Below are 26,629 nucleotides of genomic sequence, written 5' to 3' on the forward strand. Positions count from 1 at the left end.
CTACGATTCGTTACGACAAGCAGCTTTCTGGGAAACGGACGTACTGGGAACAGCGCGTGGCACGTCGTGGGCGTTTAGCAAAAGCAAAAGGCATACCGCTGTCTGACGCTAAAAACTACCAGAAGGCTAAGCAACAGCGCGCTAAGGTGTTTCAGAAAGAAAAAAACCAGCGGCTCGATCGCCTGCATAAGCTAACGACCGCACTGGTTCGTGACTTTGATGTCATCGTACTGGAAGATTTACGCACCGCCAACATGATGAAAAATCATCACCTGGCACGCAGTATTGCGGCACAGTCCTGGCGGGAGATNTACGGCAAAGAACTCCTTGTCGTCAACCCATACAAGACCTCTCAAGTCTGTTCGTCCTGCGGACATGACGACGGCAAACACGGTCTGGCTGTCAGAGAATGGACGTGTCCAGCCTGTCAGGCTCATCATGACCGTGATGTGAACGCTGCAAAAAACATCCTTTCCATTGGCATGGGACATGCCTTGGTCAAACAGCCTAAACCGCTGCCTGTGAGCATTCGTGCTAAGCAGGCAAGTTAAAGGTGTTCCCAGAAGCTCGGTACTTTAGTGCCGATGTAGTTCACATTGCAGTTTATTTTGAAAAAGGTATACTGAAAAAAGATTAAGATGAGGAGTGAGTCGATGTATCACGAAAAACTGGATAAATTTCCGGAAGGCTTCCTTTGGGGATCAGCTTCTGCAGCCTATCAGATAGAAGGGGCAGCACAAGAAGATGGAAAAGGCGAGTCTGTCTGGGACCGTTTTGTTAAAATTCCTGGAAAAACGTTTAAAGGGACTACGGGAGAAGTAGCCGTTGACCATTATCACCGTTACAAAGAAGACGTCAAGCTGATGGCTGAACAAGGACTGAAAGCTTACCGATTTTCTATAGCCTGGAGCCGTATCATTCCGGATGGAGACGGTGAAGTCAACGAAAAAGGACTGCAGTTTTACGACAACCTGATTGATGAACTGCTGAAATACGGCATCGAGCCACTCGTAACTCTTTACCACTGGGATATTCCGCAGGCTTTACAGGATAAGTACGGCGGTTGGGAAAGCCGACAAGTTATCGAAGACTTTACCCGCTACTCAGAAATTTTGTTTAAACGTTACGCCAGCAAAGTTAAATACTGGATCAGCTTGAATGAACAGAATATTTTCATCTCACTCGGCTACAAAATGGCAGCGCATCCGCCAAATGTCACCGATGAAAAACGCATGTATGAAGCCAACCACATTGCCAACTTGGCCAATGCATCGGTTATAAAAAAATTCAGAGATCTGAAAATGGACGGCATGATTGGACCGAGTTTTGCTTATGGACCAACTTACGCCAAAGACAGTCACCCACTGAACCAGCTCGCTGCCGAAAATAATGAAGCGTTTAACGCGCACTGGTGGATGGATATGTACGCCTTTGGGAAGTATCCGAAAACGGTCTGGAATTATTTGGAAAAACACGGCCTGACTCCGACGATTGAAGAAGGCGACATGGAACTGCTCAAACACGGCAAGCCGGATTTCATGGGTGTCAACTACTATCAGACAGCTACAGTGGAAGAGAATCCGCTGGATGGCGTCGCTCAAGGTAAAATCAACACCACCGGTAAAAAAGGCACGAGTGAAGCAAGTGGCCTGCCGGGTGTCTATAAATCAGCCGAAAACCCATACGTTGAAAAAACAGACTGGGACTGGGCTATTGATCCGATGGGTCTGCGCATTGGCTTGAGACGCATTGCCAGCCGCTATGATTTGCCTATTTTGATTACGGAAAACGGCCTGGGGGCCTACGACAACCTTGAAGACGACGGCAGCATCCATGATGACTACCGCATCGACTTCCTGCGCAACCACGTCAAAGCCATTCAGCAAGCCATTACCGATGGCGTAGAAGTACTGGGATACTGCACTTGGAGCTACACGGATCTGTTGAGCTGGATGAATGGCTACCAGAAGCGTTACGGCTTTGTCTATGTTGACCGCGAAGAACTGGATGAAAAAGAACTCAAACGCTATAAGAAAGACAGTTACTTCTGGTACAAAAAAGTTATGGAAACAAATGGTGAAGAACTCTAAAAAGTAAAGAGTAAAATAGGCTTTAAAGCAGATAGTAGTGAGACAAATAACTCACTCTGACTGCTTTAGAGCTTTTTTTTCGACTAAAAGTCTGCAGTAAAGTAAACTAAGACTACAAATATAGTTGAGAAAAAGGAGTCGATGAAGGTGACAAAGGCAGTAGTAATCGTGAATCCCACATCCGGAAAAGAAGAAGGGGAAGAATACGGCCCGGCCGTCAAGAAAGAACTGGAAAAACTCTACGATGAAGTGGAACTGAAATGGACGGAAGGTGAGGGTGATGCGACCGAATTTGCGCGGGAAGCCTGCCGCCAGCATGTGGATGCCATTTATGCCATGGGAGGGGACGGCACCGTCAATGAGTGTGTAAACGGCATTGCTCCGGAAGCCAACCGACCAATCTTCAGCTTTATCCCATTGGGGACCGTCAATGATCTTGGGCGTGTGCTGGGTATTCCAATGAATCCAAAAAAAGCGATTCAGGAACTGACTAACCGGAAGAAGCGGACGATTGATATCGGAAAAATCAATGACCAGTATTTTGTAGACATTGTCGCCATCGGCTCAGTTCCGGATGCGGTTCACGAAGTACCGATTGAAAAGAAGACAAAACTCGGTCCATTAGCTTATGTGATGGAAGGCATGAAAGCCTTGAATGAAAAAGAAGTCTATCCCTTTGAGTTTGAGATGGATGGAGAAAAGCTTTCAGCAGAGTCTTTCCTGGTGCTCGTGGCTCTAACAAATTCAGTTGCCGGCATTCAGACGATGATACCTGATGCCGATGTGGATGACGGCTACCTTCATCTGGCTGTGGTCAAAGGGGATACTATTGCGGAAAAAGTGAATTTGATACCGAAAATTTTCGCCGGGACAGTGACTGATGACGAAAACATTCTCTACCGACGCTTTAAAAAAGGTAGAATAGCACTAAGCGAGTCCTATGATAAAGCCATTGTGACTAATGTGGATGGAGACGAAGGCGACGTGCTGCCTGTTATCGTAAAAGTCCTGGCGGGTCATATGGACGTATTTGTACCGGATAATGATTCCGAAGACTAAGTCTTAACCATCATTTAGAAAGGTCACAAAAAAGTCCTGAAATTTTCTCAGATTGAATACGCTTTTTCACTATGCTAAACTAGTGAAAGACATAATTTTTGAAAAGTGAAGAGGACGACTATAAAATGGCAAAAACAAAAGTAAGAGAAATATTGAAATCAGAAGAATCGACGGGAGAAAAACTCAACTACCTCTGGAGTTACTACAAATGGCATGTCGCAATTTTCTTAGTTGGGCTTGGCTTCGCGGTGTTTATGATTAACGACTGGGTTAACCGTCCGATAAGTTACTTCCATGTCGCTGTGCTTGCGCCGGAAGTTAACTTTGATGAAGAAGAAGCGCTAGCTCAGGATATGACAGAACTTCTGCAGCCGGAAGGGGAAAATGAAAGGGTGTTCGTTTCCTTTACGCCTCCAGGACGCCTGTATGAACGTTTTGTCGCCCAGTTTTCAGCTGGAGAATACGACGTTGTTATGATGGATGAAGAGTTCTATGAACAGTATTCAGATTCCGGCTCGATGCAGCAATTTAGATTAAATGGAATAGATGAGGAAGCATTCTACCAGCCGGATATTTACGACAATCCCATTGGGGTCGAGTCCAGTGAGGTTCCTCTATTCGAAGAATACAACTCAACAGATGATTTAATCATGATGATTCCAGGTAATTCAGAGCGCCAGGATAGAATTGCAGAATTTTTCGAAACGCAAGGCTTTGAGATTGAATTAATAGACTAACTGACAATGAAGAGGCACCCGGCTTAAACCGGGTGCTTTCTTTTTTTATGGAAAAATCAGCTGCTGACCAGCTGATTCACCTCATATCAGCCCTTTAAAGTGGTCCACACGCGACAGCCGTCGCGTGTGTTCCTTCTTGAAGAGCCTTTGGGTGTGGTGGTGCAGAGAAAAGTGTCAGTTCAACCAGTCTTTTTTACTTTATTGGTGCGTTGACCGGGACTCAAACTTCAAATTGTTTTGGGTAACAGGGCAAAGCCAATTTGCCCTGTTACCCAAACCATTATTTAAACTGACTTACCGGTCAACTCTCTTTAGCCAGAAGGTCAAGAGATTTTTTATGGTGAGTACAGGGGCAACCCCCAGTTGCCCCTGTACTGACTAACTTAAAGCTTTTGGGTTGCTGGTGAAAATGAGTTTGACCAGTAACTCAATTATTTTTATCAGGTGAGTTCCGGTTCTAATAGTCGTTGCCCAGTTACTCATTTGTATTTCTCTGCTGAGTACCCCTCAAAAGGTCAGAATCGCTTCAAAAAAGCGATTCTACCCGTAAAAGGCATTTTTCCCTGACTAAAATAGTGAGAATTTCTTTAATTAGTCAATATATAAAGCAGGAGGGTGATTAAATGCAAATAGTTAAAGAGAGAAACAAATCTGACCTGCATAACTTACTAGAAATACTTAATAAGCGAATGACGCTGGAAGATGAATACCGAAAGATACTGATAAATTTTGAGAAAGGATACGAGGGAGAGCTGCATTTCGATAATCTCCTTAAGAGGTTTTATAGTGGCGAAGGTATAGTGTTAAATGATTTAAAGATTAGCTACAGAGGCAGCAGTACCCAGATTGATTCGCTGCTGATTACACAGCACTCAATTGAATTGTTCGAAATAAAGAATTATTCTGGTTCATATAGCTATTCAAAAAATAAGATGATCAGCTTGAAGGGAATTGAAATTGCCAATCCATTAACACAGTTAAACCGTACATTATCGTTGATACGCCAGCTGATGAATGAGTGGGGAATTGATCTTGATGTTAATGGTCATATTGTATTCGTCAATAACCACTTCACATTATACGTCGGCGAACCGAGTTATCCATTTATATTGCCGACCCAGATTGAACTCTTTTTAAGCCAGTTATCCAGTCAAAGCAGACACATCAAGCAAGGTCATCAGTTTCTGGCGGATAAGCTGCTGAACTATTCACTCAGTGAATTGCCTCATCAAAAGGAGTATCCTCACTACAACTGGGAAATCTTGAAAAAAGGACTCTCATGCAAAGGGTGCAGTACAATTGACCCTTTACGAACGCAGCGTCGGATTACATGCTTGAAGTGTACGCAGCAGGAAACTGTATCTGCAGCACTGTACCGAAATACTGACGAACTGATGCTGCTTTTTCCCAATGAAAATCTAACTACACCTCTTCTATACAAATGGGTAAACGGATTCGTTTCCAAAGAACGAATCAGTAAATTTCTGAAAACAAATTTTATCATGCATGGCGTATCGCGGGCTATTTACTATGAAAAAGAGGCATCGTCTGAAAACATGGCAGCCAGAGAGCCAACATAAGCCGCCACCATTTCCTCAAAATAGCTTTTTTCAGCGGGCATTTTTCGCTATACTAATAGAGATAACAGTTTAGAAGAGGAGAATGCAGTTGTGATTACATTGAAATCACCGAGAGAAATCGAAGCAATGGATAAAGCCGGGGATGTACTGGCCGCCATTCATGAAGAGCTGCGCGATTTTATTAAACCGGGCATTACGGGAATGGATATTGAAAATTTCGTTGAAAAATTAATGAAAAAATTTGGTGCCACACCCGAACAGAAAGGCTATCAGGGCTATGAATACTCGACCTGTGTCAGTGTCAACGATGAAATCTGTCACGGTTTCCCGCGTCAGGATGTCCTCCAAAAAGGCGATCTAATCAAAGTGGACATGGTTATCAACTTAAATGGCGCGCTCGCGGACTCATGCTGGAGCTACAGCGTCGGCGAACCGACTGATCAAATTCAAAAGCTGATGGACGTCACAAAAGAAGCTCTATACAAGGGGATTGAAGCGGCGCAACTAGGCAACCGTATCGGTGACATTGGCCATGCCATTCAAACTTACGTTGAAGCAGAAGGCTTTTCAGTGGTTCGCGAATTTATCGGACACGGCATTGGGCCGACTTTACATGAAGCCCCAAGCGTGCCTCACTACGGAGAAGCCAATAAAGGCACACGTCTGAAAGAAGGCCTCGTTATTACTATCGAACCCATGGTCAACACCGGTACATGGAAGTCGAAAATGGACAATAATGGCTGGACAGCTCGCACGCAGGACGGCGGCTTGAGTTGTCAGTATGAACACACCATTGCCATCACGAAAGATGGACCAAAGATTTTAACGCAGCAAAAAGGTGAATAACAACTTCTGAAAGGAGGCACCATGATGGCTAAAAAGACTTTTCATTATGAGAACAAAGACAGAGAAATGGGTTTCAGTGTGGAATACCGCATGCCGACAAAGCAGGAGTTTCTAGCAATTGGCGGCTTAATCAGTCTCGTTTCAGGCATTTGTCTGCTGTTTAAAGCATTTTCAGAAAAGGGTGACTAGGATGGCGACTCATACTGTAGGGATTTTATTGTTTGATGATGTGGAAGTTCTGGATTTCGCCGGACCCTATGAGGTGCTCTCGGTCACACAAGATGAACAAAAGGATAAACCTTTTAACGTCGTAACCATTTCTGAAACCGGAAAAGAAATCCGCGCGCGAAACGGTCTGAGGGTCACACCTGACTATTCTTTTGACACGCATCCGCCACTGGATACATTGATAGTCCCCGGTGGATACGGTGCCAGAGAAGTCGAAAGCAAGAATCCCGTTCTGGTTGACTGGGTTAAACAGCAACACGAACAGGTCGAAAAAATGACCTCCGTCTGTACAGGTGCGTTCATTTTAGCTGAAGCGGGCCTCCTCAAAGGCAAAAAAGCGACCACCCACTGGACGACTCTGGACCGGATGGAAAAAGAGTATCCGGAACTGACAGTTATTCGCGAAGTGAAATTTGTCGATGAAGGAAAAGTCATCACGTCAGCGGGAATTTCTGCCGGGATTGAAATGGCGCTGCATTTAGTGGCCGAACTCACAACACTTGAAACGGCCAGACACACAGCTAAGCATATGGAATACGACTGGCAGACACAATACTAACTATAAAAGCACGTAACTCAGTCCTGTACAGGAGCACACAGCGTGCCGGACGAGCCGTGCTTTTTACATATCTTAGGACAAAGGGGAAAAGTAGATGCATCAGATAAGCGACCAGACCAAAAAGTGGGTGGAAGACCAGTTGGAAGGGAAAATTAAATCGACTAAGCCCATGCCCGGCGGAACCTCTTCGCAAATGTCCTTGCTTCAGATAAAGACAAATCAAGATACATTAGAAGAAGTGGTGCTGAGGGAATACACGAATGCAGACTGGCTTAAGACCGAACCGCAAATTGCTTTTCAGGAAGCAAAAAACTTAAAGCAGGCCGAGAAAGTGACTATACCAACGCCCGTTTGTCTTGCCGTAGACGGAGATGCGACTCAGACAACTTGGCCAAGCCTGCTGATGAGTAAAGTAGAGGGAAAGGTCGATTTGAAGCCCAAGGATTTCGATAGCTGGCTTGATCAGCTGGCCAGAGCCCTCACTGTGGTTCACGAAATTAACAATCCCTCAATAAAGCATAAATATTTTCGTTATTTCAACACTAACCAGCCGGTCAAAGCTAAATGGTCAGCCTTACCCAACAAATGGCGAGCCGCTTTTCAACTGTTAAAGCAGCAGAATCAGCCGGACTTTACCCCTTCGTTCATCCATAGAGACTATCACCCGACAAACGTCTTGTTTGAAATTGGAAAAGTATCCGGCATCGTGGACTGGCCGAATGCCTGTCTGGGTCCGAAAGAAATCGATATCGGCCATTGCAGGTGGAATCTGGCGATGCTGTTTGGTCAACAGGCAGCGGAAGCCTTTTTAGAAGCCTACCATCGCCACAACCCCAGCTTCAGTTATGATGCATATTGGGACCTGGAAGCGCTGGGGAATGTCTTTACTGAAGAACGACCGGAAGTATACAGTGGCTGGGAAACGTTTGGAATCAATGACTTAACTGAAGAAAAACTGATCAGAAGAATGGATGAGTTTTTACTGAACGCACTGGAAAGAATGTAAATAGAATGGAATCGGGTACAGGAGATTTGATCTTCATACTATAAAAATAGAAGCAGGGAACCACGCCTATAAAAGTATGAAGAAAGTTTAAACATTTTGCTTTTGAAGGCTGCAGTGAAGCCGTTCCTCAGTTTTTGCTATAGCTTAATCAATTTTTGTCTGGTAAACTTACCCGTGGAGAAATTTTAAACCAATTAGAGTAAGCACTATAGAAGGGATACACTATGAATCTCGACCCACTTTTAAACTACATCCCCAAACTGGACTGGATTAATGATATGTCCAGCCGTGTGAGAAAAGGGGAAATCTGGCAGCATTCCGCTTTTGTCACCTATTATGTCCTGCTGACTGCTTTTCCACTAATTGTTGGTATCATCAACTGGCTGCAGCAGTTCGAACAGGGCCTGGCTGCACCGGTATGGTTCGTTTACCGCATTGCACCCTACCCACTAGCCGAGCAGATAATTCAGGATATGGTGCAGATTTATGAAAGCTCAAACGTTGGAGTGCTGCTGGTGGCGACCATTTCAACAGTCTGGACCGTCAGCTGGACGATGGCTTCAACTTTGATGGGTCTGAACCGGGCGTATGGCGTCAAACAGAGGAAAAACATTGTCGTCTTGCGTATTTTGGCCTTTTTACTGACATTTGTTTTTGCCGCTTGGATCACCTTAATCGTTTTTGTAATTAACGGCGTGACTACAAGCAGCTTAGGCAGATGGGCACTGTTTTTGCCATTAACGTTCGTTACTTTCGCAATGCTGTACTACCTTGTACCGAATGTGATACAGCGCATCAGAAACGTCATCCCGGGCGCTCTCTTTTCAACAGCTGCACTACTTGTCGCCATTATCGGTTACCGGCTGTTTCTGAATCAGCTTCCAGAAGACTCAACCTTCTTTACGCTGACCGGTAGTTTTATGGTTCTGTTGGCTCTGCTGCAGAAAATGTCCTTAGCCATACTGGCTGGTGGATCAATTAATGCCACATTCATGCAAATGCAGGAAGGGCACATCGGTGAGAAAAATGAAAACAGCAAGTTCGTCCGTTTTCTTAAAAAAGTCGGCCTGACGAGACTGCTTGAAGTCAAACGCACACAATAAGGTGTCGGTTTGCTGGTCATTTAGTACTTAGCAAGCTGGCCAGTACCACACATCACCTAAAACTTCTTACTGAAAGGACTTATTATGGAATATCAAAAATATGAATCAGGCAACTCTTTCATGAAACTACTCGAATGGATTATGACCTTGGCTTACTTAAACATTTTGTGGCTGGGTTTTACATTAGTTGGTTTTATCTTTTTTGGCTTCGGACCGGCTACGATAGCTGTTTACCGCCTAATTCGTAAAAAACTGCGTCAAGGAGATCTGTCTCACATATTCAAAAAATTCAGAACGATATATAAAGAAGAATTTAAGCAAGGCGGCATATACACAGCCATGGCATTTGGGGCGGCTGCATTCTTATATGTAGACTTCCGCATTGTTGAGGCTTTACCTCAATCCAATCTTATTCAACTTCTGGTCATTCCGGCGCTGCTAATCTTAACCGCTTTAGTTATTGTTCTAGCAACGTTTACGTTAGGATATTACGCAGAGTATGGCGGGAAAATGATTGACGCCTTGAAAAACGGCTTTTGGGTGACCTTAATTTCACCTATAAGCATCATTGTTATCCTGCATGCCTTTCTCCTTCAATTCTTTATCATGAGCTATATACCAGGGCTTTTCCTGTTCTTTTCGCTGACACTCTATGCCTTTATAACAGAATGGATTATGAACAAGGCTTTCAAGCGTATAAACGTTAGAAAAAAATCTTTATAATTTTAGAAAACTGACTTGACATAATTGTAATATCAGGTTATAGTTACATATGTAAAGCGCTTTCGACAGGAGAAAAATAAAATGGTTACAATTTATGATATTGCGAAACACTCAGGTTATTCCATTGCCACTGTTTCAAAGGCACTGAATAATAAAAACGTGAGTGAGAAAGCAAGACTTAAAATTATGGATGCAGTCGATGAACTGCACTATACGCCAAATTCCTCAGCGAGGACACTGGCGACAAATAAGTCATGGATGATTGGGATTGTCTTCGATGAAAACCTCGGATTCGGTTTAGCCCATCCATTCTTCAGTCAAGTTATTGAAGGCTTCAAAAAACATGTCGAACTTTACAACTATGATTTGCTTTTTGTATCTCGGCACATGGGACTTCAGCAGGAGACTTACAAGCACCTCCTTCACCGGGGTGTTGACGGCATTGCAGTCATTCAGTCATTTGGTGATGACGAGCTGCGCAAGAGTAATCTGTCCATTCCAACTGTCTACATAGACCGGCCGACAAATGAACCGGGTTCTGTATACAGTGACAACCGGACTGGCAGCCGACTGGCAGTCAATCATCTGGTAGATAACGGGCACACAAAGATTGCGCATATCATGGGAGACCAGACAACTTATGCCGGTATTGAACGGGCAGCGGGGTTTAGGGATGCCATGAAAGCAAAAGGCATTGATGTGAGAGAAGACTACATGGTCAGCGGAGGGTATTACTCTCAAGCAGGTGGTAGAGAAGCGATGATTCGTCTTCTAGCTTTAGAAGACAGACCCACAGCCGTTTATGCTGCAGGGGATGAGATGGCGATTGCAGCCATCCGAGTTATCAAAGAATCAGGGTTGCGCGTACCGGAAGACATTTCAGTCATCGGGTTTGACGACATTAAACTGGCCCAGCATATTGATCCGCCTTTGACGACAGTCAGACAGGATAAGGAACTGATTGGCCAGCAGGCAGCAATTATGCTCCTGGATAAAATCAATAACAAAGAAGAAAGGACTAATGATGTTAAAAAAATGGTACCTGTAAGTTTAGTTAAACGTCAATCAGTGCATCGCCTTGCTTAAGCAAGGTATCATTTTATGTAACAATTAAGCGCTTAAGCAGAGCGATTTTGACATATTTCTGACATAAAGAGGTGATAAAAGGGGGAAAAAAGTTAATATTGCTATTGTAATCGGTAACAAAGTAAGGTATTCTATCGGTAAACACTAATTTTTTATTTTAACCTTGAGTTAAGCGCTTAAGGTTGTACACGAATACACATTCCTAGGAGGAAGAAAATGAAGAATTCATGGAAATTAGCAGGATTATTAAGCACAGCAGTACTATTGGCAGCATGTGGCAACGGAAACGGCGACGCAACTGGAGATTCTAACAATGATAGTGGAAACGGTAACGGTTCTGGAGACGGCGAACAAGTTAACTTGATCATCAACTCATTCACAGACGAATTACAGTACCCAATCGACAGATTTATGGAAGAAAACGAAAACGTAAACATCGACCTGCAAATCATCCCAACTGAAAACTACGTAGACACATTGCGTCCGGCTCTTGAGTCAGGAAGCGGAGCACCAGACATCTTCACAGCTGAAATTGTATACTTGCTTGACTGGATTGAACAAGACTACTGGATGGACTTAGGTGAATTCGGCGTTGAAGACTGGTCAGACGAGTACGTTGAATACGTATGGGAATTAGGCCGTTCACAAGACGGAAACATGAAAGCTCTATCGTGGCAGACAACACCAGGTGGAATCTTCTACCGTCGTTCAATCGCTGAAGAAGTATTCGGCACAGACGACCACGAAGAACTTGGCGAACAGTTCTCTACTATGGAAGGTTTAATGGAAGCAGGCGAAATGTTAGCTGATGCTGGCTACCGTTTATTCCCAGATGAAGGATCTATCTCACCATTCACAATGGGTAACAACCCGGCTCCATGGGTAGACGAAGACGACAACTTGAACATGACTGACGAACGTCTATCATACTTTGACTATGCACGTCAGCTGAGAGACAACCAGTTCACAGCACTTGCTCCAGCATGGTCACCATCATGGTTTGCATCATTCAATGAGCCAATCACATACAATGCCGGTTGGGATGATACTGACGATGTAGATGATTCTGATGGAACAACTGAAGTATTCGGTGTATCTCTACCATCATGGGGACTGCCACACGTTCTTAGAACAGACGCAACTGAAACAGCTGGCGACTGGGGAGTTACAAACGGACCATCTTCTTTCTTCGGAGGCGGTACTTGGATCGGAATTTATGAAGGAACAGATCATCCAGATGTCGCATTCGACTTTATTCAAATGCTTGTTAACGACGAAGAATTCCTGAAAGAGTGGGTTTCTGAGACTGGTGACGTATTGAGCCACCTTGGAGTTATGGAAGAAGTGTCTGACGGACACGAAGATGAGTTCTTAGGTGGACAAAACCACTATGACTTCTTCTTAGCTGAAGCAGAAAATATCGACCCAAGCCACATCACTCGTTATGACCATCGTCTAGACCAAATGTTTGGTTCAGCAGTTGGAGCATACGTTGAAGGGGACTTGACTCAAGAGGAAGCTTTAGAAGAGTTCTACGCAGAAGTTCAAAATGCGTTCCCTCAAATCAGCGTTCCTCAAGACTAAAAAAATCACATAGGGGGTTAGCTAACTTAGTTAGCGCCCTCTATATTACTTATTAAAGTAGAAAAGTAACAGTTTGACTTCTCAGTGTCTGAGTGGATTGACCTGTTTTTCTCAGCACAGAAAGGAAAAGATAGATTATGACTAAAGACAATAAAGCCTATTTATTTATTGCTCCATTTGTTATCGTATTTCTCTCGTTTAATATTTATCCAATTTTACTCACGTTTTACTACTCAGTTACCAACTATACGGGTATGGGAGGAATCGAAAACGCAGACTTTATTGGACTAGATAACTATAGACGACTAATACAGGATGATTTCTTCTTCCAGGCCTTCTTCAATACAATCAGAATTTGGGGACTGAACTTTGCCATTCAGATTGCTATCGCCTTAGGACTGGCTTTGTTGTTTACGGATATTCGATTGAAATTAAAAGGCTTGAATTGGTTCAGAGCATTATTCTTTTTACCAAATATTATTACAATAGCCTCTGTTGCACTGCTGTTCAGTATTTTACTAGACTGGAACTTCGGTTCACTTAACCAGATGCTATTAAGCCTAAACATCATTGATCGTCCAATTAACTGGCTCAACAATCCGACTTATGCGCAAAGCTGGGCGGCCCTTATTGGTGCATGGATGTGGTTTGGTAATACCTTTATCGTCTTGATGGCTGGTATTTCTGGTATTCCAAAAGACTTCTACGAAGCAGCCTTTATTGATGGCGCTAACTGGTGGCAGTCTTTTACTAAAATTACCTTGCCACAGTTGAAACCTATCCTATTATACGTGTTTATTACGTCAATCATTGGTGGACTTCAGATCTTTGATTTACCAATGCTATTAACAGATGGACGAGGTGCACCTCGTGGAGCACTAAATACAATGGTACTTTATCTGTACAACCAAGCCTTCAGCTTTGCTAACTTCGGTTACTCAGCAGCTATTGCCTATGGCCTGTTTTTAATCACGATTGTCTTTTCAGCCGTTACGTTCAAGACAATGTACCGTGGTCAAGTCAAAGTTAAAAGAGGAGGGAAGAAATAATCATGAAAGATTTAAGAATAGCGCGTGGAGTGATATACTTCTTCCTTATAATTTTAGTTATCATCTGTTTTATTCCTTTTTACATGATGATTGTCAACGCTACCCGTTCCAACTCAGAGATTTTAAGAGGATTCTCACTTGTGCCAAGTGATGCTTTATTTGCCAACTATGAAACATTGACAAGTTACATCAATATCTGGCTTGGATTCAGAAACAGTCTATTTATTGCACTATCGGTAACTATTTTGAATGCGTATTTCTCAGCATTAACAGCCTTTGCACTTGCTGTATACAAATTCAAAGGTAAAAATGGTATCTTTGTTGCCTTTATCATCTTGATGATGGTACCAGGACAACTGGGTTTGATTGGTCTGTATGACCTGGCTGCTACTTTCGGTATCTTGGATACCTACTGGCCACTAATTATTCCAGCAATTGCGGCGCCATTTACTGTGTTCTTCTTTAGACAGTATCTGATTACATCAATGCCGATGTCAATTCTGGAATCTGGACGTATGGACGGAGCTGGAGAAGCTTACATGTTCCATAGACTTGTATTGCCAATCTTAAGCCCGGCGATTGCGACAATGGGTATCTTTACCTTTATCGGATCATGGAACAACTTCTTGTTCCCACTGGTCATTATTCGTTCGCCAAGACTATATACTTTACCGATTATGATTAGACAACTTCAAGGATCACCTGTTGCGCAGAACCTGGGTGCAATTTACCTGGGTATTGCTATCTCAGTTGTGCCTATTATGGTTGCCTTCATATTCTTATCAAAATACATCATCTCAAGTATTTCTGCAGGTGCTGTTAAAGGGTAATATGACATTAAAAGTACTATCATCTATGTGTTTTGTAGAGCATAGTACTTTTTTTGTGAATTAAAAACTCTCATTTAGACTGAACTAATGATAAAAAGAGCAATCACTCACGTTAGGATGATGAAAAAGATGACGAACCGTACAGTTAAAGCTGTTCAATCTGTCAAAGAAACAAACAGTTTCTGGCAGCCTGTTTCTATAGAAAAAACTGACGAGTCAAAAGGAGCAACCGTTACGATTGATCCCACAAAATCCTACCAGACTTGGATGGGATTCGGTGGGGCCTTGACGGAATCCGCTACCTATACACTCGACAAACTGCCTGAAGAAAAGAAAGAAAGCATTCTGCAGGCTTATTATAATGAAGAAAGTGGACTAGGCTACACACTTGGGCGACTGCATATTGCCAGTTGTGACTTTTCTCTTGAAAATTATGACTATATTGAAGAAAACGACGAAACACTCGAAACCTTCAACATGGATCGCGAAGAGAAATGGGTCCTGCCGACCTTGAGACGTGCTCAGGAAATTGCCAGACAGCCACTGACTTTACTTGCTTCACCTTGGAGCCCGTCAGCTTGGATGAAAACCAACGGCGAACGCAATAACGGTGGCAAGCTAAAAAAAGAATACTATACCTTGTGGGCACAGTTTATTGCCCGTTACTTAAAGGAAATGAAAGCAAAAGGTTTTGATATCGAAGCCATTACTGTACAGAACGAACCGGCGGCAACTCAAACGTGGGATTCCTGTGAATACACAGCTGAAGAAGAAGCTGAAATGGTCAAAGTTCTGAACAGAGTCTTTAATGAAGAAAACATCGACGTCAACATCATCATCTGGGATCATAACCGTGATTTGATTTTTGAACGAGCGGATGATCTCTTAAAAGATAAAGAAGCCAACAAAGGCGTCTGGGGTGTCGGCAATCACTGGTATATGTCAGAAGACTTCGAAGAACTCTCAAAAGTTCACGACAAATACCCGGATAAACATTTGATCTTCACAGAAGGCTGTATAGAAGGTGGCGTGCAACTAGGTGCCTGGCACACAGGCGAACGCTATGCCAGAAATATTATCGGAGACATGAACAACTGGCTGGAAGGGTTCCTTGACTGGAATATCGTGCTGGACGAAATGGGAGGCCCAAACCATGTCGGTAACTACTGTGATGCACCGATTATCGTTGATACCAACGACAAAGTTGCGCACTACAACAGCTCATATTATTTCATCGGACACCTGAGCCGATTCATTAAACCGGGAGCAAAACGTGTGCATTCAGAACTAAAAGGGGCAGATTTATCTGTTGTTTCTTTTGAAAACAAAGACGGATCAGTTGCGACTGTCTTACTGAATGAAACGGATGAGGCGACCGAATTATCCATAAATCTAAACAATGAAGCAGCAACTGTTCACTTACCGGCACACAGTATCACAACTGTGGTCAGTGAACAGGCATAGAAAGGTTGACAAGTGTGTATAAATTATTAGAAGACGGACGTTTTAACATCAAAGATTTTCAGACGGCCAGTCCGTTTGCCAGCTTCCTTCCGGGGATTTCTGGAACAGACGGTATTCCGCTTTGGGCATTTTATGTAAACAGAGGACAGGGAATGGCAAGTTTTGGGGTCGACAATAAAGACAATGCCATGCTGGAATTTTTACCGGCCAACAAAGCCTACCAGTATGTCTCAACACAAGGGTTTCGCACATTTCTGAAAGCAACACGTTCAGAAGAAACAGTGGAATACGAACCTTTTAACGAAGAAAGCAGTGTTATCACAGATGAAATGACCATCGCGGACAACCATCTGGAACTCACTCATACTCATAAGCAACTGGGCCTTGAGATGAAAGTCGTTTACTTTACACTGCCGCACCAGGCGATTCCTGGTCTGGTAAGAGAAGTAACATTCACCAATACGCGCGATGAACCCATTTCTTTACAAGGAATAGACGGTTTGGCCAGCATGTTCCCAGCACATGTGGACGATGCAGGATACAAGAGTATCTCCAATACTTTCAAGAGCTGGTTTGATGCATCTGTTGTAGGTGACAAGTTCTCTTACTACTTCCTAAGAGGGAGTACGGCGGATGATGCCAAAGTAGACCAGAATGATGAAGGAAACTTCTATGTATCCTTACTTGAAACAGCCAACGGTGCTAAACTGGTTACCCCATTCTTTGACCGTGACAGTGTATTCAGCAGCGACTTAACTTTGCAGAAACCAAGAGCATTTTTCGGTGAAGATAAACTGGACGTTTCAAATCAGATTGGTACAAACAAAGTCAGTGCAGCCTTCACACCATTTGATGTGGACTTGGCAGGAAAAGCAAGCATGACGTTGACCAGTGTATTCGGTCAGACAACTGACAGAGAACAGGCTGAACAATTTATCGATACGCATGTCAATTCTGAACAGCTTAGAGCCGATAAAGACTCTGCTTTTGGACTGGCTCAGGAATACACCAAACGTGTCGAAACCAAAACAGCCAACAAAGCGTTTGATGCATACGTTAAACAGAATTACTTGGATAACGGTATCCGTGGTGGGTTCCCAATCGTATTTGAAAATGAACAGGCGAAACAAGTATTTTACCTGTACTCCCGTAAGCACGGCGATTTGGAAAGAGACTATAACTTCTTCTCCATCTCACCGGAATACTATTCCCAGGGTAACGGAAACTACCGTGACATGAATCAAAATAGACGCCTGGACACCTTCTTTGAACCTAAAGTAGCTGACCGCAATATGCGTCAGTTTATGAGTCTGATTCAGCTGGATGGGTATAACCCGCTGGCGATCAAAACGGTGAAGTACACACTGGAAGATAAATCCTTTGACTTTACCGCTCATGGTTTCTCAAAAGATCAGCAGTCTCAGTGGCTTGACGTATCAGCTAACGGCTATACACCAGGCAGCCTGAAAAAATTCGTTGAAGAAAACAACATTGACTTAAACGACTCCTTTGAAGCTTTCCTGACAAATGTCTTGAGTGCCAGCAAAGAAGCACTTGAAGCCGTTCACGGCGAAGGGTTCTGGAGCGATCACTGGACATATAATCTGGACTTGATTGACAGCTACTTGGCTATTTTCCCAGATAGAGCTGACGAAGCCTTCTTTGACGAAAGCTACCGTTTCTTCAACAGTCCTGCCTCCGTGCAGCCGCTCAAAGAGAAACTGAAAAAAGGCAAACTTGGCTGGCGTCAGTACGATGCCGTTAAGGAAAATGAAGAACTCGTGGAAGCGCAAGCTAAAGGCGAACAATTATGGATTCAAGCAGACGGTAAACCAGTTGAAACAAGCCTATTCAGCAAACTAATACTTCTAGCCGCCAATAAACTCTCTTCATTAGCGCCTTATGGTTTAGGTGTTGAGATGGAAGGTGGCAAACCAGGCTGGAACGATGCGATGAACGGCCTACCAGGTATGTTTGGTGCCGGTACATCTGAACTGTTTGAAGTGAAGCGTCTTGTTGAACGACTGCTAGATGTGGAAAACAAACAAGCCATCAACTTGCCTATTCAAGCTGTAGACTTTCTGATGGAACTGAAAAATGCGATTGGTCAAATGGATGAGCTTAATTTAGAAGCTTGGAAGACATTGACTTCTGTTCGTGAAACCTACCGTGCAGCATTCAAAGGGACAACTGACTATGAAATGGCGACCGTTGGACAAGATACGGTAGTTGAACTCATCAACGAATTTGACAAGCTGATTAACAAAGCTGTTGCGTCAGTAGAAGGTTTGGACACCGAAGTGGTACCGACTTATATCTACTTTGAAGCAACGGTCGAAGACGGAGACATTACTGAGATGACGCCTCATCCAGTGACGCCGTTCTTAGAAGGTATCGTCAAGAAAATGAAAATTTCAGGCGACGTATCAGAAGCGCGTGACTTGTATAAGAAAGTTAAAGCATCCGACTTGTATGACCAGAAACTCGGCATGTACAAGACCAGTGCCAGCATAAAAGATGAACCGATTGAATTGGGCCGTGCGAAATTCTTCACACCAGGTTGGCTTGAAAACGAATCAGTCTTCCTGCACATGGCTTACAAATACCTGCTTGAATTAGTTAAAGTTGGACTGCATGACGAATTCTTTGAAGAAATCAAAACTGGTTTGGTAGTCTTTACTGATCCGAAAGTGTACGGCCGAAGCATACTGGAAAACTCTTCCTTTATCGCCAGCAGTGCCAACCCGGATGAAAGCCTGCACGGAAAAGGTTTCGTAGCCCGACTAAGTGGATCAACAGTTGAATTCATGCACATGTGGGTGGAACTGTTTATCGGCAAGAAGCCATTTACGATGACAGAAGAAGGTCTGACATTCAAACTGAATCCAGTACTTCCAGCAGATTTCTTTGATGAAGGAAAAATCAGCTTTACCTTGTTCGGCAACATCCCGGTCACTTACACGAATACGACCGACAAAGGAACATTCGGAAACGATAAAGCGCAACCTGTTTCTTACGCGGTGACTCTTAAATCCGGTTCAACAGAAACTTTCGGAGCAGAAGGCGTTACTGGAGACGTTGTAGAACAGATCCGTAACAAAGAAGTCGCTTCAATTGAAGTGGAATTAGGCTAATGAAGGGTTAATCAAAGTTTTAAAAGTTAGATTGAAGAAAGCCCGCGGAAACAATTCCGCGGGAACTATTCTAACTGTAAAAATAACCATTAGTAAACCTTTTATTGAAAGCGCATACCTTTAGTCTTCTTTTCATCACTGGTAAACTGCGCAGGAGTATACCAAGAACACAGCAGCGGTCATCAGCAAAATCACTTATCTATTTTCACTTTAAGTTAAGCGCTTAACCCAAATAGGTTGAGTAGAAATCTAGAGTAGTTCAATCTGGCTGAGCCAGATTGGTCCTTATAAAGCCAACTCACTGAGTTATGTAAGCGCTAAACTGAACAGAATTGAGATTCCGTTTAGTTGAGTGGAGCAGATTAGCGCTGATCTTCATCAGCCTCAATCTTGATGAAGTAAAGCAAGACAAAAGACGCTAAACTGCAGCAAATCCAATAATTATGAAGTTCAGTCATTCAGCAGAAACGCGAACTTAACGATTTTGTTAATGTAGAATCTGGTCCAGCCAGATTCCTTCTTAAAAATCAGCCATATAATTGAAAAATAGAGAATTATAATCATATGCTGAACGGTAGCACCCAATCCATAGTTTTAACCTTTTAAAAAATCAGAAATACGGAGGGAAAAGATGAAAAATCAGAAAAGCGTTGCAGTCATTTGTAGTTTATTATTAGTAGGGCCAGCTGTTTTAAATACCATGCAAATCAGCGAAACAAGTGTTATGGCAGAAGAAAATGGTCATGTACCTGATTGGCAAGTTACTTTCGAAGACAATTTCGATGGCGATGGGCTAAATTTAGATTACTGGACTATCGATACGGGGAATGGTTTTTATAACGACGGCGAATGGATTTCAGGTTGGGGTAATAATGAAGACCAATATTATCACGAAGACAATGTTCGTATTGAAGATGGCCGCCTGATTCTTGAAGCGAGAGAAGAGTATATGGAAGATGAACATGGCGAATATGACTATACTTCTGGAAAAATTTTGACCCGAGACAAATTTTATCAAGCTTATGGTCGTTTTGAAGCAAGTATGAAGCTTCCTGACGGACAAGGGTTCTGGCCAGCTTTTTGGATGATGCCCCAAGATGACACATATGGTGGATGGGCAGCTTCTGGTGAAATTGATATTATGGAGAATGCTGGATCAGAAACAGACAAAACAAGTGGAGCGATTCACTACGGTGGACTGTGGCCTAATAACACCTATACTCACGGTGAGTATGACTTCACAGAAGGCAGCACAACAGAATTTAATACTTATGCCGTTGAGTGGGAACCTGAAGAAATTAGATGGTACGTTAATGACGATTTGTTCTTCAGTACAAGTGAATGGCACACTGCTGGCTTTGAATACCCTGCACCATTCAACCAAGATTTCTTCCTTATTTTAAACTTAGCAGTAGGTGGATGGTTCGGTGGAGCAGCCGATGAAACAACTGAATTCCCAGCTCAAGTAGAAGTGGATTATGTCCGTGTTTATGAGGATGCTAATGCTGACTATGACACAACACCATCACTTCCAAGAGAAGAAGATGAAGACGACGGTTTAGACCGTGATCCAGCTAACTGGGAATCTGTTGGAGAAAATCTGATTGTAGACGGTTCATTTGAAGAGACAACTGAATTTGGGGATGAGAATAACCTTTCTACATGGAATCTATTTAACCTATCAGACCATGATCCAGGTGGAGGTAAAGGAAACTTTTCTATTGTTGACGATGTATTAAATGTAGAAATCGAACAAGTAGGCTGGAACTGGTGGCAGATACAGTTATTCCAAAACCTGACTTTAGCTGAAGGTACCTATAAACTGTCATTTGATATGTCTTCTGAACATGAAAGAGACATGCGTTTGAGACTTGAAGATTCAGGCGAAGGGGTTAAAGTCTTCTCCGTAAATGAAGGCATGGATACGCATGAAATCATATTCCACGTACAAGAAGCAGATGACTTCAAATTCTTGTTCGGCTTCGGACGTGAGCATGATGAGGAAGAACTGGAAACACCATACCTCATGACACTGGATAATGTAGCCTTGCATGCGGCAGAATTTATTGAAGCACCAGCTGAACCACAACCAGATGATGAAGACGGCGAGTGGGTATATATTGGTGAAAACTTAGTACAAGACGGTACATTTGAACAGACAACTGAGTTTGGCAATCCTGAAGATATGATGACATGGAATGTCCATAATCAAGGCGATTACGAAGGCTGGGCAGGTTTAGCTGAGTTCTCAGTGGTAGATGAGGTCTTAAATGCAGAAATCCAGCAGGTTGGCTGGGACTGGTGGCAGATTCAACTATTCCAGGATGTCAATGTACCAGCAGGCACATACAAACTGTCATTTGATATGGCTTCTGAACTAACTAGAAATGCTCGTGTTGAACTTGTTGATTCTGGAACAGCACTAAATGTATTTGAAGTGAATGATGATATGGAAACTTATGAGTTTATTTTAAACGTTTCCGAAGAAGGCGTATTCCGACTGATGTTTGGACTGGGTCGTTTACCAGACGAAGAAGAATTAGAAGTGCCTTATACTATGCTTCTGGATAATGTTAGCTTACGCGCAGTAGAATTCGTTGAAGATGAAGAACCAATAGATGACGAAGATGATATAGACGATGAAACAGATGCAGATGATGAAACTGAGGTAGGCGACGATACAGATACAGAAGATGAAACAGACGTAGATGACGATACAGATGCAGACGATGAAACAGACGTAGATGACGATACAGATGCAGAAGATGAAACAGACGTAGATGACGAAACAGATGCAGGTGACGTTACAGATACAGACACAGACGTTGAAGATGAAACAGCTGCTGATACTGATGTTGAAGATTCAAACACTACTCTGGGTGAGCGTTTACCTGAAACAGCTACTGCTATCTGGACTGTAGGTGCTTTAGGCCTAACAGGACTTGTATCAGGAGTAGGAATCAAATACTTTAAACGCAAGTAATCGATAAAAAATAGTTACCACTAACAAAGGTTAAAAGGTTAAAACACACATGAAGTGCCTGACTAGAGAAGCTCGGTAAGTTTGTGCATATCTCCAAGTCAGGCCTTTTTGTCTTAAAAATGCTTATAGCTTCTTTATAGATAAACTATTAACATCCTAATTAGGGTAGTATAGCTCTTCCTAAAAACTGGCTATAAAACCGAAACTGAATAAGAACAAATGAGCGAGTGAAATACAGTTTTCACCCCACAAAATAAACTATTTAATGGACAGTGCAATACGGAGCGAAAAAGATGATAAAGAGAAAGAAGATAGTACTCATTAGCAGTGTTTTGTTAATGGCACCGACAGTTTTGAGCACGAGTTATGGTGCCGAAACACCCGCTATGGCGGCCGAAGATAATCAAACAAAAGACAACCTTATCCTTAATGGTGATTTCAGCGAAGGAACGGATCACTGGGAGACATGGAATGGTGAGGGAGGCGAATCTTCCTTTGATGTAGAAGATGAACAGGCAGTCGTGACGGTACACAGCATTGCCGGAATGCACCCGGAGTGGGGCGTGCCTATTAGCTGGTCCAGTCAGTTCCAGCAAGATGGCATCGAACTTGAAGCGAATCAAAAATATGTCATCACTTTTGATGCAAAGTCGACAGTTGAACGTCCTATTACTGTTGAACGAACAAATCTCTCAGAAAATCCGCAGTCCCATCACTTGATTACCGAAGAAATGCAGACATTTGAAGTGGAGTTTAACACGCTTCAGTCAGGGACGATGATGTTGAATTTCCTCTTAGGCAACGTTCATCAGGACGGGGTAGAAACGCCCGAAGAAGAACACACCCTGACTTTTGACAATATTTCTGTTCAGTCACTCGGCGAGGTGGAAGAAGAGGATGCCGAAAGAGAATGGGAACTGACCTGGTTGGATGAGTTCGAAGGCGATTCCCTGGACTCCAGCAAATGGACTATCGATACCGGAAATGGATTTTATAACGAAGGCGAATGGATTTCCGGTTGGGGGAACAACGAACTGCAGTATTACGATGAAGAAAATGTCCGTGTAGAAGATGGCCGTCTGATTCTGGAAGCAAGAGAAGAAGAACGCTCAGATGAGTACGGTGAGTACGACTACACATCTGGGAAAATTACATCTGAAGGCTTGTTCACTCAGGCATACGGACGCTTTGAAGCAAGCATGAAGCTGCCGGAAGGACAGGGCTACTGGCCGGCTTTCTGGATGATGCCGGAAGACGATGTCTACGGCGGATGGGCAGCGTCAGGTGAGATTGACATCATGGAGAACCGCGGATCAGAAACCAATCAGGTCAGCGGTGCCATTCACTATGGTGGCATCTATCCAAACAATACCTATAGTGAAGGGGCCTACCGATTTGATGAAGGAAGCACCCAGGAATTCAATACCTACGCTGTTGAGTGGGAACCGGAAGAGATCCGCTGGTACGTTAACGATGAACTCTTCTATAGAACAGGCGACTGGTATAGTGAAGAAGGCGAATATCCCGCACCCTTTGATCAGGAATTTCACCTCATTCTGAACCTGGCTGTTGGAGGCTGGTTCGGTGGGGATCCGGATGACACAACAGAATTTCCTGCGCAAGTAGAAGTTGAGTATGTCCGGGCATATGAAGACGCTAACGCCAATCATGAAGCAAGTGCGGCACCAGCTGATTCAGATGCAGATGAATCGGATGAAGACGATGCATCAGACGAAACAGAAGAAGACTCTGAGACTGCTGAAGGTGAAGGGTTGCCTCAAACAGCAACCATCCTGTGGACTGTAGGCGCTATAGGCTTGATTGGCTTAGTTGCTGGCTTAGGAATGAAATACTTTAGACGTAAGTAATCTATATTAATCGAATAGACAAAAAAGTGCCTGACGAGTGAGGAAGATTCTCACTGTCAGGCACTTTGTCATTTAATTTAAAAACTTATACGTCATAGCCATTCGGATTGGTTTTCTGCCAGTTCCATGAATCACGGCACATGTCTTCGATGCCGTAAGAGGCTTCCCAGTCAAGCTCCTGCTTCGCTTTGGATACATCGGCGTAACTCGTTCCTATATCTCCCGGACGGCGGTCGACTAGTTCATAAGGAATGTCTACATTATTAGCTTTTTTAAAAGCGTTAACGACATCCAGGACAGAGTAGCCAACGCCTGTTCCCAGGTTGTAGGCTTCTACACCCGTTGTTTTCAAGACACTTTCTAAAGCACGGATATGGCCTTTAGCCAAATCGACTACATGAATATAATCACGGACGCCAGTACCGTCTGGCGTATCATAGTCTGAACCAAAGACAGACAGCTTCTCGCGTTTGCCAACAGCGACCTGGGTAATATATGGCATCAAGTTATTCGGAATATCATTCGGATCCTCACCGATGCGGCCGGAAGAGTGAGCGCCGATTGGATTGAAGTAGCGCAATAGAGCCGCGCTCCAGTTGTCATCTGCCACAAACTGATCCTGAATAAACTGTTCGATGAACATCTTCGTCGTTCCATAAGGGTTAGTGGTAGACAGCGGCATATCCTCTGTGAACGGCGCTTTGTTTGTCATGCCATAAACGGTTGCGCTTGATGAGAAAACCATTTTTTTGACATTGTACTCATTCATCAGCTGCATCAAGACGATGGTACCGTTCAAGTTGTTGTCATAATATTTCAAGGGTTCTGCAACGGATTCTCCTACTGCTTTATAGCCGGCAAAATGGATGACTGCTTCCAAATCATGCGCTTCGAAAACTTCCTTTAACGCACCTTTATTTGTAATATTGACTTCGTGAAAGATTGGACGCTTTCCGGCCAGTTCTTCAATACGGTCAATAACCAGCGGCTTCGAGTTGGAATAATCATCTACAACAACCACGTCGTATCCTTCTTCAATTAGTTCAATAACGGTGTGGCTCCCAATGTAGCCTGCTCCACCTGTAACTAAAATGGCCATTAATACTCGCTCCTTTTTGAGTTCGTTAGTGTATTTACTAAAATTTACTTATAATTTTACCTAGACTTATTGTATCACATTCCAGTCAGCAGTTGCACATTTTATCTGTATAAAATGAAAGGATTGTTTAGAATATTGGGTGACAATCTGGCACTGCCAGATTGCTCCACTTTGAAAAAGCATTTGAGCGCTAAACTAAACAAAACTGACATAATAGTGTAGTTCAGTTTTCTAAACTACACTCAGAAGGCTAAAAGGAGGTGAACTGTTTAGTTTAGGCCGGAAAGAATGACTAAACTACAGCCTGGCTGTAGTTTAACCCTTTAAAGAAAAACAAACTTAACTATTTCATTAAAATATGCAGTTTACTGCACCCATAACACCAAACCAAATACCCATTACAAATATCTTAAAAACAAATAAATTATTAAGACTTTATGAAAACTATTTGAAAGCTTAGTCTATATGGTATAATGGCCAGAGGTAAAATTCGTACGAGAAAGTCTATATAATCTATTAAAGAAAGGGCGCTGTGTATGTTTGATGTTTCAATTATTATGCCGGTTTATAATGTGGCAGAGCACTTACCGCGAGCTATTGAATCAGCTTTGGCTCAGAAAAATGGGGTATGTGAAATTATCCTGGTCAATGACGGGTCGACGGATGATTCTGGTTTAATATGTGATGAGTATGCGGCAAATGAGCCATTGCTGATTACCGTTATTCACCAGGAAAACCAAGGGTCCGGTCCTGCACGTAACGCCGGTCTGGAGCAAGCTACAGGCAACTATATATACTTTGCCGACCCGGATGACTACTTTGATCCCTATTTGATAGCGGACAACAGCCGAGTAGCGAAGAAAAAGCAGCCGGACTGTGTCGTATTTGGCTATACCCAGGAAAAAGCAGGCGATGCCAAAAACAGAGAAGTTCATTTACCGAACTTGCCGCAAATGGACTCGCAAGAAGACATTCGCACGCATTTTAGAAACATTTATCATTTCTCACCTTATGCCTTGTGGAACAAGCTATATCGCCGCGAGTTTTTGAAACAGAACGGCATTCGTTTCGGCTCACAGAGACAAGGCCAGGATGCGCTCTTTAATATCGAAGTCTATAAGCATATTGAATCCATATCGGTAAACAGAAAAGCCTATTATCACTATGTTTCTCACGAAGGATCAGCCGTGAACAGTTACCGAAGCAATCGTTATCAAATGGAGAAAAATATTGCCAGTAGTTTTGAAGCACTCATTGAGGTATGGGGAGCAGGCCACATCTTTAGCGATTTAATTGCAGAAGAATATTTTCATGCCATCTATCTGGAAACTGCTAATCTCGTCTATCCGGACTGTCCCTATTCAACACAAGAGAAAGTCGAGCGACTTAACAATTTCTGGGATGAAATAGGACCTGTCAAAATTTTACCATTTAAAACCGGTGATTCTAATCCGTTCCGTTATGCACTCTTGTACGAACTTAAAAAAAACAATGCAAGAAATGCAATGGTCTTAATGAAAACTAGGAACTCGGCAGCGAAAAACTATAGTCAGCCCTTTCAAAAAATCAAAACCTTTTTCAAGAATTAATTAAGCGCTACT

General features: G+C 43.1%; 21 protein-coding genes. 20 read left to right on the plus strand and 1 reads right to left on the minus strand.

The genetic code is table 11. The features are described 5' to 3' along the window. Positions 1–56 precede the first annotated feature (56 nt). The 19 genes from ACYVLS_RS00955 (at position 57) to ACYVLS_RS01045 (ending at position 23,929) form a co-directional block, all read left to right on the plus strand. Positions 57–551 carry an RNA-guided endonuclease TnpB family protein gene (locus ACYVLS_RS00955; RefSeq protein ID WP_460320263.1) on the plus strand — a complete coding sequence of 165 codons (495 nt, stop codon included), beginning with the start codon at positions 57–59 and terminating at the stop codon, positions 549–551. Positions 552–653: 102 nt separating this feature from the next. Then, a complete protein-coding gene (locus tag ACYVLS_RS00960) occupies positions 654–2,090 on the plus strand; it encodes a glycoside hydrolase family 1 protein (RefSeq protein ID WP_460320185.1) in 1,437 nt (478 codons plus the stop codon). Positions 2,091–2,231: 141 nt separating this feature from the next. Next, positions 2,232–3,149 (plus strand): diacylglycerol/lipid kinase family protein, encoded by a 918-nt coding sequence (locus ACYVLS_RS00965; protein ID WP_460320187.1) that lies wholly within the window; start codon positions 2,232–2,234, stop codon positions 3,147–3,149. Between the two features lie 125 nt (positions 3,150–3,274). Beyond that, positions 3,275–3,886 carry a hypothetical protein gene (locus tag ACYVLS_RS00970; protein WP_460320189.1) on the plus strand — a complete coding sequence of 204 codons (612 nt, stop codon included), beginning with the start codon at positions 3,275–3,277 and terminating at the stop codon, positions 3,884–3,886. Between the two features lie 623 nt (positions 3,887–4,509). Further along, complete coding sequence (locus ACYVLS_RS00975; protein ID WP_460320191.1) at positions 4,510–5,466, plus strand: nuclease-related domain-containing protein; 957 nt, start codon at positions 4,510–4,512, stop codon at positions 5,464–5,466. 90 nt (positions 5,467–5,556) lie between these two features. Beyond that, positions 5,557–6,312 (plus strand): type I methionyl aminopeptidase, encoded by a 756-nt coding sequence (map, locus tag ACYVLS_RS00980; protein ID WP_460320193.1) that lies wholly within the window; start codon positions 5,557–5,559, stop codon positions 6,310–6,312. A 24-nt stretch (positions 6,313–6,336) separates the two neighbouring features. Next, the gene (locus ACYVLS_RS00985; RefSeq protein ID WP_460320196.1) at positions 6,337–6,501 is read left to right on the plus strand and encodes a hypothetical protein; all 165 of its coding nucleotides are present in this window, start codon (positions 6,337–6,339) and stop codon (positions 6,499–6,501) included. 1 nt (position 6,502) lies between these two features. Continuing rightward, positions 6,503–7,099: a DJ-1/PfpI family protein gene (locus tag ACYVLS_RS00990; RefSeq protein WP_460320198.1), complete on the plus strand. Its 597-nt coding sequence runs from the start codon at positions 6,503–6,505 to the stop codon at positions 7,097–7,099. 94 nt (positions 7,100–7,193) lie between these two features. Then, entirely contained in the window at positions 7,194–8,105 is a 912-nt protein-coding gene (locus tag ACYVLS_RS00995) for a phosphotransferase family protein (RefSeq protein ID WP_460320201.1), read from the plus strand. A gap of 224 nt (positions 8,106–8,329) precedes the next feature. Beyond that, positions 8,330–9,208 carry a YihY/virulence factor BrkB family protein gene (locus ACYVLS_RS01000; protein ID WP_460320203.1) on the plus strand — a complete coding sequence of 293 codons (879 nt, stop codon included), beginning with the start codon at positions 8,330–8,332 and terminating at the stop codon, positions 9,206–9,208. Positions 9,209–9,292: 84 nt separating this feature from the next. Beyond that, the gene (locus tag ACYVLS_RS01005) at positions 9,293–9,931 is read left to right on the plus strand and encodes a YesL family protein (RefSeq protein WP_460320206.1); all 639 of its coding nucleotides are present in this window, start codon (positions 9,293–9,295) and stop codon (positions 9,929–9,931) included. A gap of 81 nt (positions 9,932–10,012) precedes the next feature. Further along, the gene (locus ACYVLS_RS01010; RefSeq protein WP_460320209.1) at positions 10,013–11,017 is read left to right on the plus strand and encodes a LacI family DNA-binding transcriptional regulator; all 1,005 of its coding nucleotides are present in this window, start codon (positions 10,013–10,015) and stop codon (positions 11,015–11,017) included. A 216-nt stretch (positions 11,018–11,233) separates the two neighbouring features. Continuing rightward, complete coding sequence (locus ACYVLS_RS01015) at positions 11,234–12,601, plus strand: ABC transporter substrate-binding protein (RefSeq protein WP_460320211.1); 1,368 nt, start codon at positions 11,234–11,236, stop codon at positions 12,599–12,601. A gap of 137 nt (positions 12,602–12,738) precedes the next feature. Beyond that, on the plus strand, positions 12,739–13,650 hold the full coding sequence (locus ACYVLS_RS01020; RefSeq protein WP_460320213.1) for a carbohydrate ABC transporter permease: 912 nt from the start codon (positions 12,739–12,741) through the stop codon (positions 13,648–13,650). 2 nt (positions 13,651–13,652) lie between these two features. Then, a complete protein-coding gene (locus tag ACYVLS_RS01025; protein WP_460320215.1) occupies positions 13,653–14,480 on the plus strand; it encodes a carbohydrate ABC transporter permease in 828 nt (275 codons plus the stop codon). A gap of 120 nt (positions 14,481–14,600) precedes the next feature. Then, positions 14,601–15,944, plus strand: a complete 1,344-nt coding sequence (locus ACYVLS_RS01030) for a glycoside hydrolase family 30 protein (RefSeq protein ID WP_460320217.1) — start codon at positions 14,601–14,603, stop codon at positions 15,942–15,944. A gap of 14 nt (positions 15,945–15,958) precedes the next feature. Further along, complete coding sequence (locus ACYVLS_RS01035) at positions 15,959–19,078, plus strand: hypothetical protein (protein ID WP_460320219.1); 3,120 nt, start codon at positions 15,959–15,961, stop codon at positions 19,076–19,078. Positions 19,079–19,709: 631 nt separating this feature from the next. Next, the gene (locus ACYVLS_RS01040) at positions 19,710–22,061 is read left to right on the plus strand and encodes a glycoside hydrolase family 16 protein (RefSeq protein ID WP_460320222.1); all 2,352 of its coding nucleotides are present in this window, start codon (positions 19,710–19,712) and stop codon (positions 22,059–22,061) included. 338 nt (positions 22,062–22,399) lie between these two features. Continuing rightward, the gene (locus ACYVLS_RS01045; protein WP_460320224.1) at positions 22,400–23,929 is read left to right on the plus strand and encodes a family 16 glycosylhydrolase; all 1,530 of its coding nucleotides are present in this window, start codon (positions 22,400–22,402) and stop codon (positions 23,927–23,929) included. A gap of 85 nt (positions 23,930–24,014) precedes the next feature. Here ACYVLS_RS01045 and galE read toward each other — a convergent pair whose 3' ends face one another. After that, positions 24,015–25,028: a UDP-glucose 4-epimerase GalE gene (gene galE, locus ACYVLS_RS01050; protein WP_460320226.1), complete on the minus strand. Its 1,014-nt coding sequence runs from the start codon at positions 25,026–25,028 to the stop codon at positions 24,015–24,017. Between the two features lie 536 nt (positions 25,029–25,564). Here galE and ACYVLS_RS01055 point away from each other — a divergent pair. Continuing rightward, the gene (locus ACYVLS_RS01055) at positions 25,565–26,617 is read left to right on the plus strand and encodes a glycosyltransferase family 2 protein (RefSeq protein WP_460320229.1); all 1,053 of its coding nucleotides are present in this window, start codon (positions 25,565–25,567) and stop codon (positions 26,615–26,617) included. The last annotated feature ends 12 nt before the right edge of the window (positions 26,618–26,629 follow it).

Source organism: Alkalibacterium psychrotolerans, from assembly GCF_054784355.1.

What these genes read in the sequence shown, in the direction of transcription:
- ACYVLS_RS01045 (WP_460320224.1), top strand. Translation starts at nt 22,400, where the DNA reads ATGGCACCGACAGTTTTGAGCACGAGTTATGGTGCCGAAACACCCGCT.
- ACYVLS_RS01055 (WP_460320229.1), top strand. Translation starts at nt 25,565, where the DNA reads ATGTTTGATGTTTCAATTATTATGCCGGTTTATAATGTGGCAGAGCAC.
- ACYVLS_RS01015 (WP_460320211.1), top strand. Translation starts at nt 11,234, where the DNA reads ATGAAGAATTCATGGAAATTAGCAGGATTATTAAGCACAGCAGTACTA.
- ACYVLS_RS01030 (WP_460320217.1), top strand. Translation starts at nt 14,601, where the DNA reads ATGAAAAAGATGACGAACCGTACAGTTAAAGCTGTTCAATCTGTCAAA.
- ACYVLS_RS00960 (WP_460320185.1), top strand. Translation starts at nt 654, where the DNA reads ATGTATCACGAAAAACTGGATAAATTTCCGGAAGGCTTCCTTTGGGGA.
- ACYVLS_RS00990 (WP_460320198.1), top strand. Translation starts at nt 6,503, where the DNA reads ATGGCGACTCATACTGTAGGGATTTTATTGTTTGATGATGTGGAAGTT.
- ACYVLS_RS00995 (WP_460320201.1), top strand. Translation starts at nt 7,194, where the DNA reads ATGCATCAGATAAGCGACCAGACCAAAAAGTGGGTGGAAGACCAGTTG.
- ACYVLS_RS01010 (WP_460320209.1), top strand. Translation starts at nt 10,013, where the DNA reads ATGGTTACAATTTATGATATTGCGAAACACTCAGGTTATTCCATTGCC.
- ACYVLS_RS01005 (WP_460320206.1), top strand. Translation starts at nt 9,293, where the DNA reads ATGGAATATCAAAAATATGAATCAGGCAACTCTTTCATGAAACTACTC.
- ACYVLS_RS01020 (WP_460320213.1), top strand. Translation starts at nt 12,739, where the DNA reads ATGACTAAAGACAATAAAGCCTATTTATTTATTGCTCCATTTGTTATC.
- ACYVLS_RS01040 (WP_460320222.1), top strand. Translation starts at nt 19,710, where the DNA reads ATGAAAAATCAGAAAAGCGTTGCAGTCATTTGTAGTTTATTATTAGTA.
- ACYVLS_RS00965 (WP_460320187.1), top strand. Translation starts at nt 2,232, where the DNA reads ATGAAGGTGACAAAGGCAGTAGTAATCGTGAATCCCACATCCGGAAAA.
- ACYVLS_RS00985 (WP_460320196.1), top strand. Translation starts at nt 6,337, where the DNA reads ATGGCTAAAAAGACTTTTCATTATGAGAACAAAGACAGAGAAATGGGT.
- ACYVLS_RS01025 (WP_460320215.1), top strand. Translation starts at nt 13,653, where the DNA reads ATGAAAGATTTAAGAATAGCGCGTGGAGTGATATACTTCTTCCTTATA.
- galE (WP_460320226.1), bottom strand. Translation starts at nt 25,028, where the DNA reads ATGGCCATTTTAGTTACAGGTGGAGCAGGCTACATTGGGAGCCACACC.
- ACYVLS_RS01000 (WP_460320203.1), top strand. Translation starts at nt 8,330, where the DNA reads ATGAATCTCGACCCACTTTTAAACTACATCCCCAAACTGGACTGGATT.
- ACYVLS_RS00970 (WP_460320189.1), top strand. Translation starts at nt 3,275, where the DNA reads ATGGCAAAAACAAAAGTAAGAGAAATATTGAAATCAGAAGAATCGACG.
- ACYVLS_RS00975 (WP_460320191.1), top strand. Translation starts at nt 4,510, where the DNA reads ATGCAAATAGTTAAAGAGAGAAACAAATCTGACCTGCATAACTTACTA.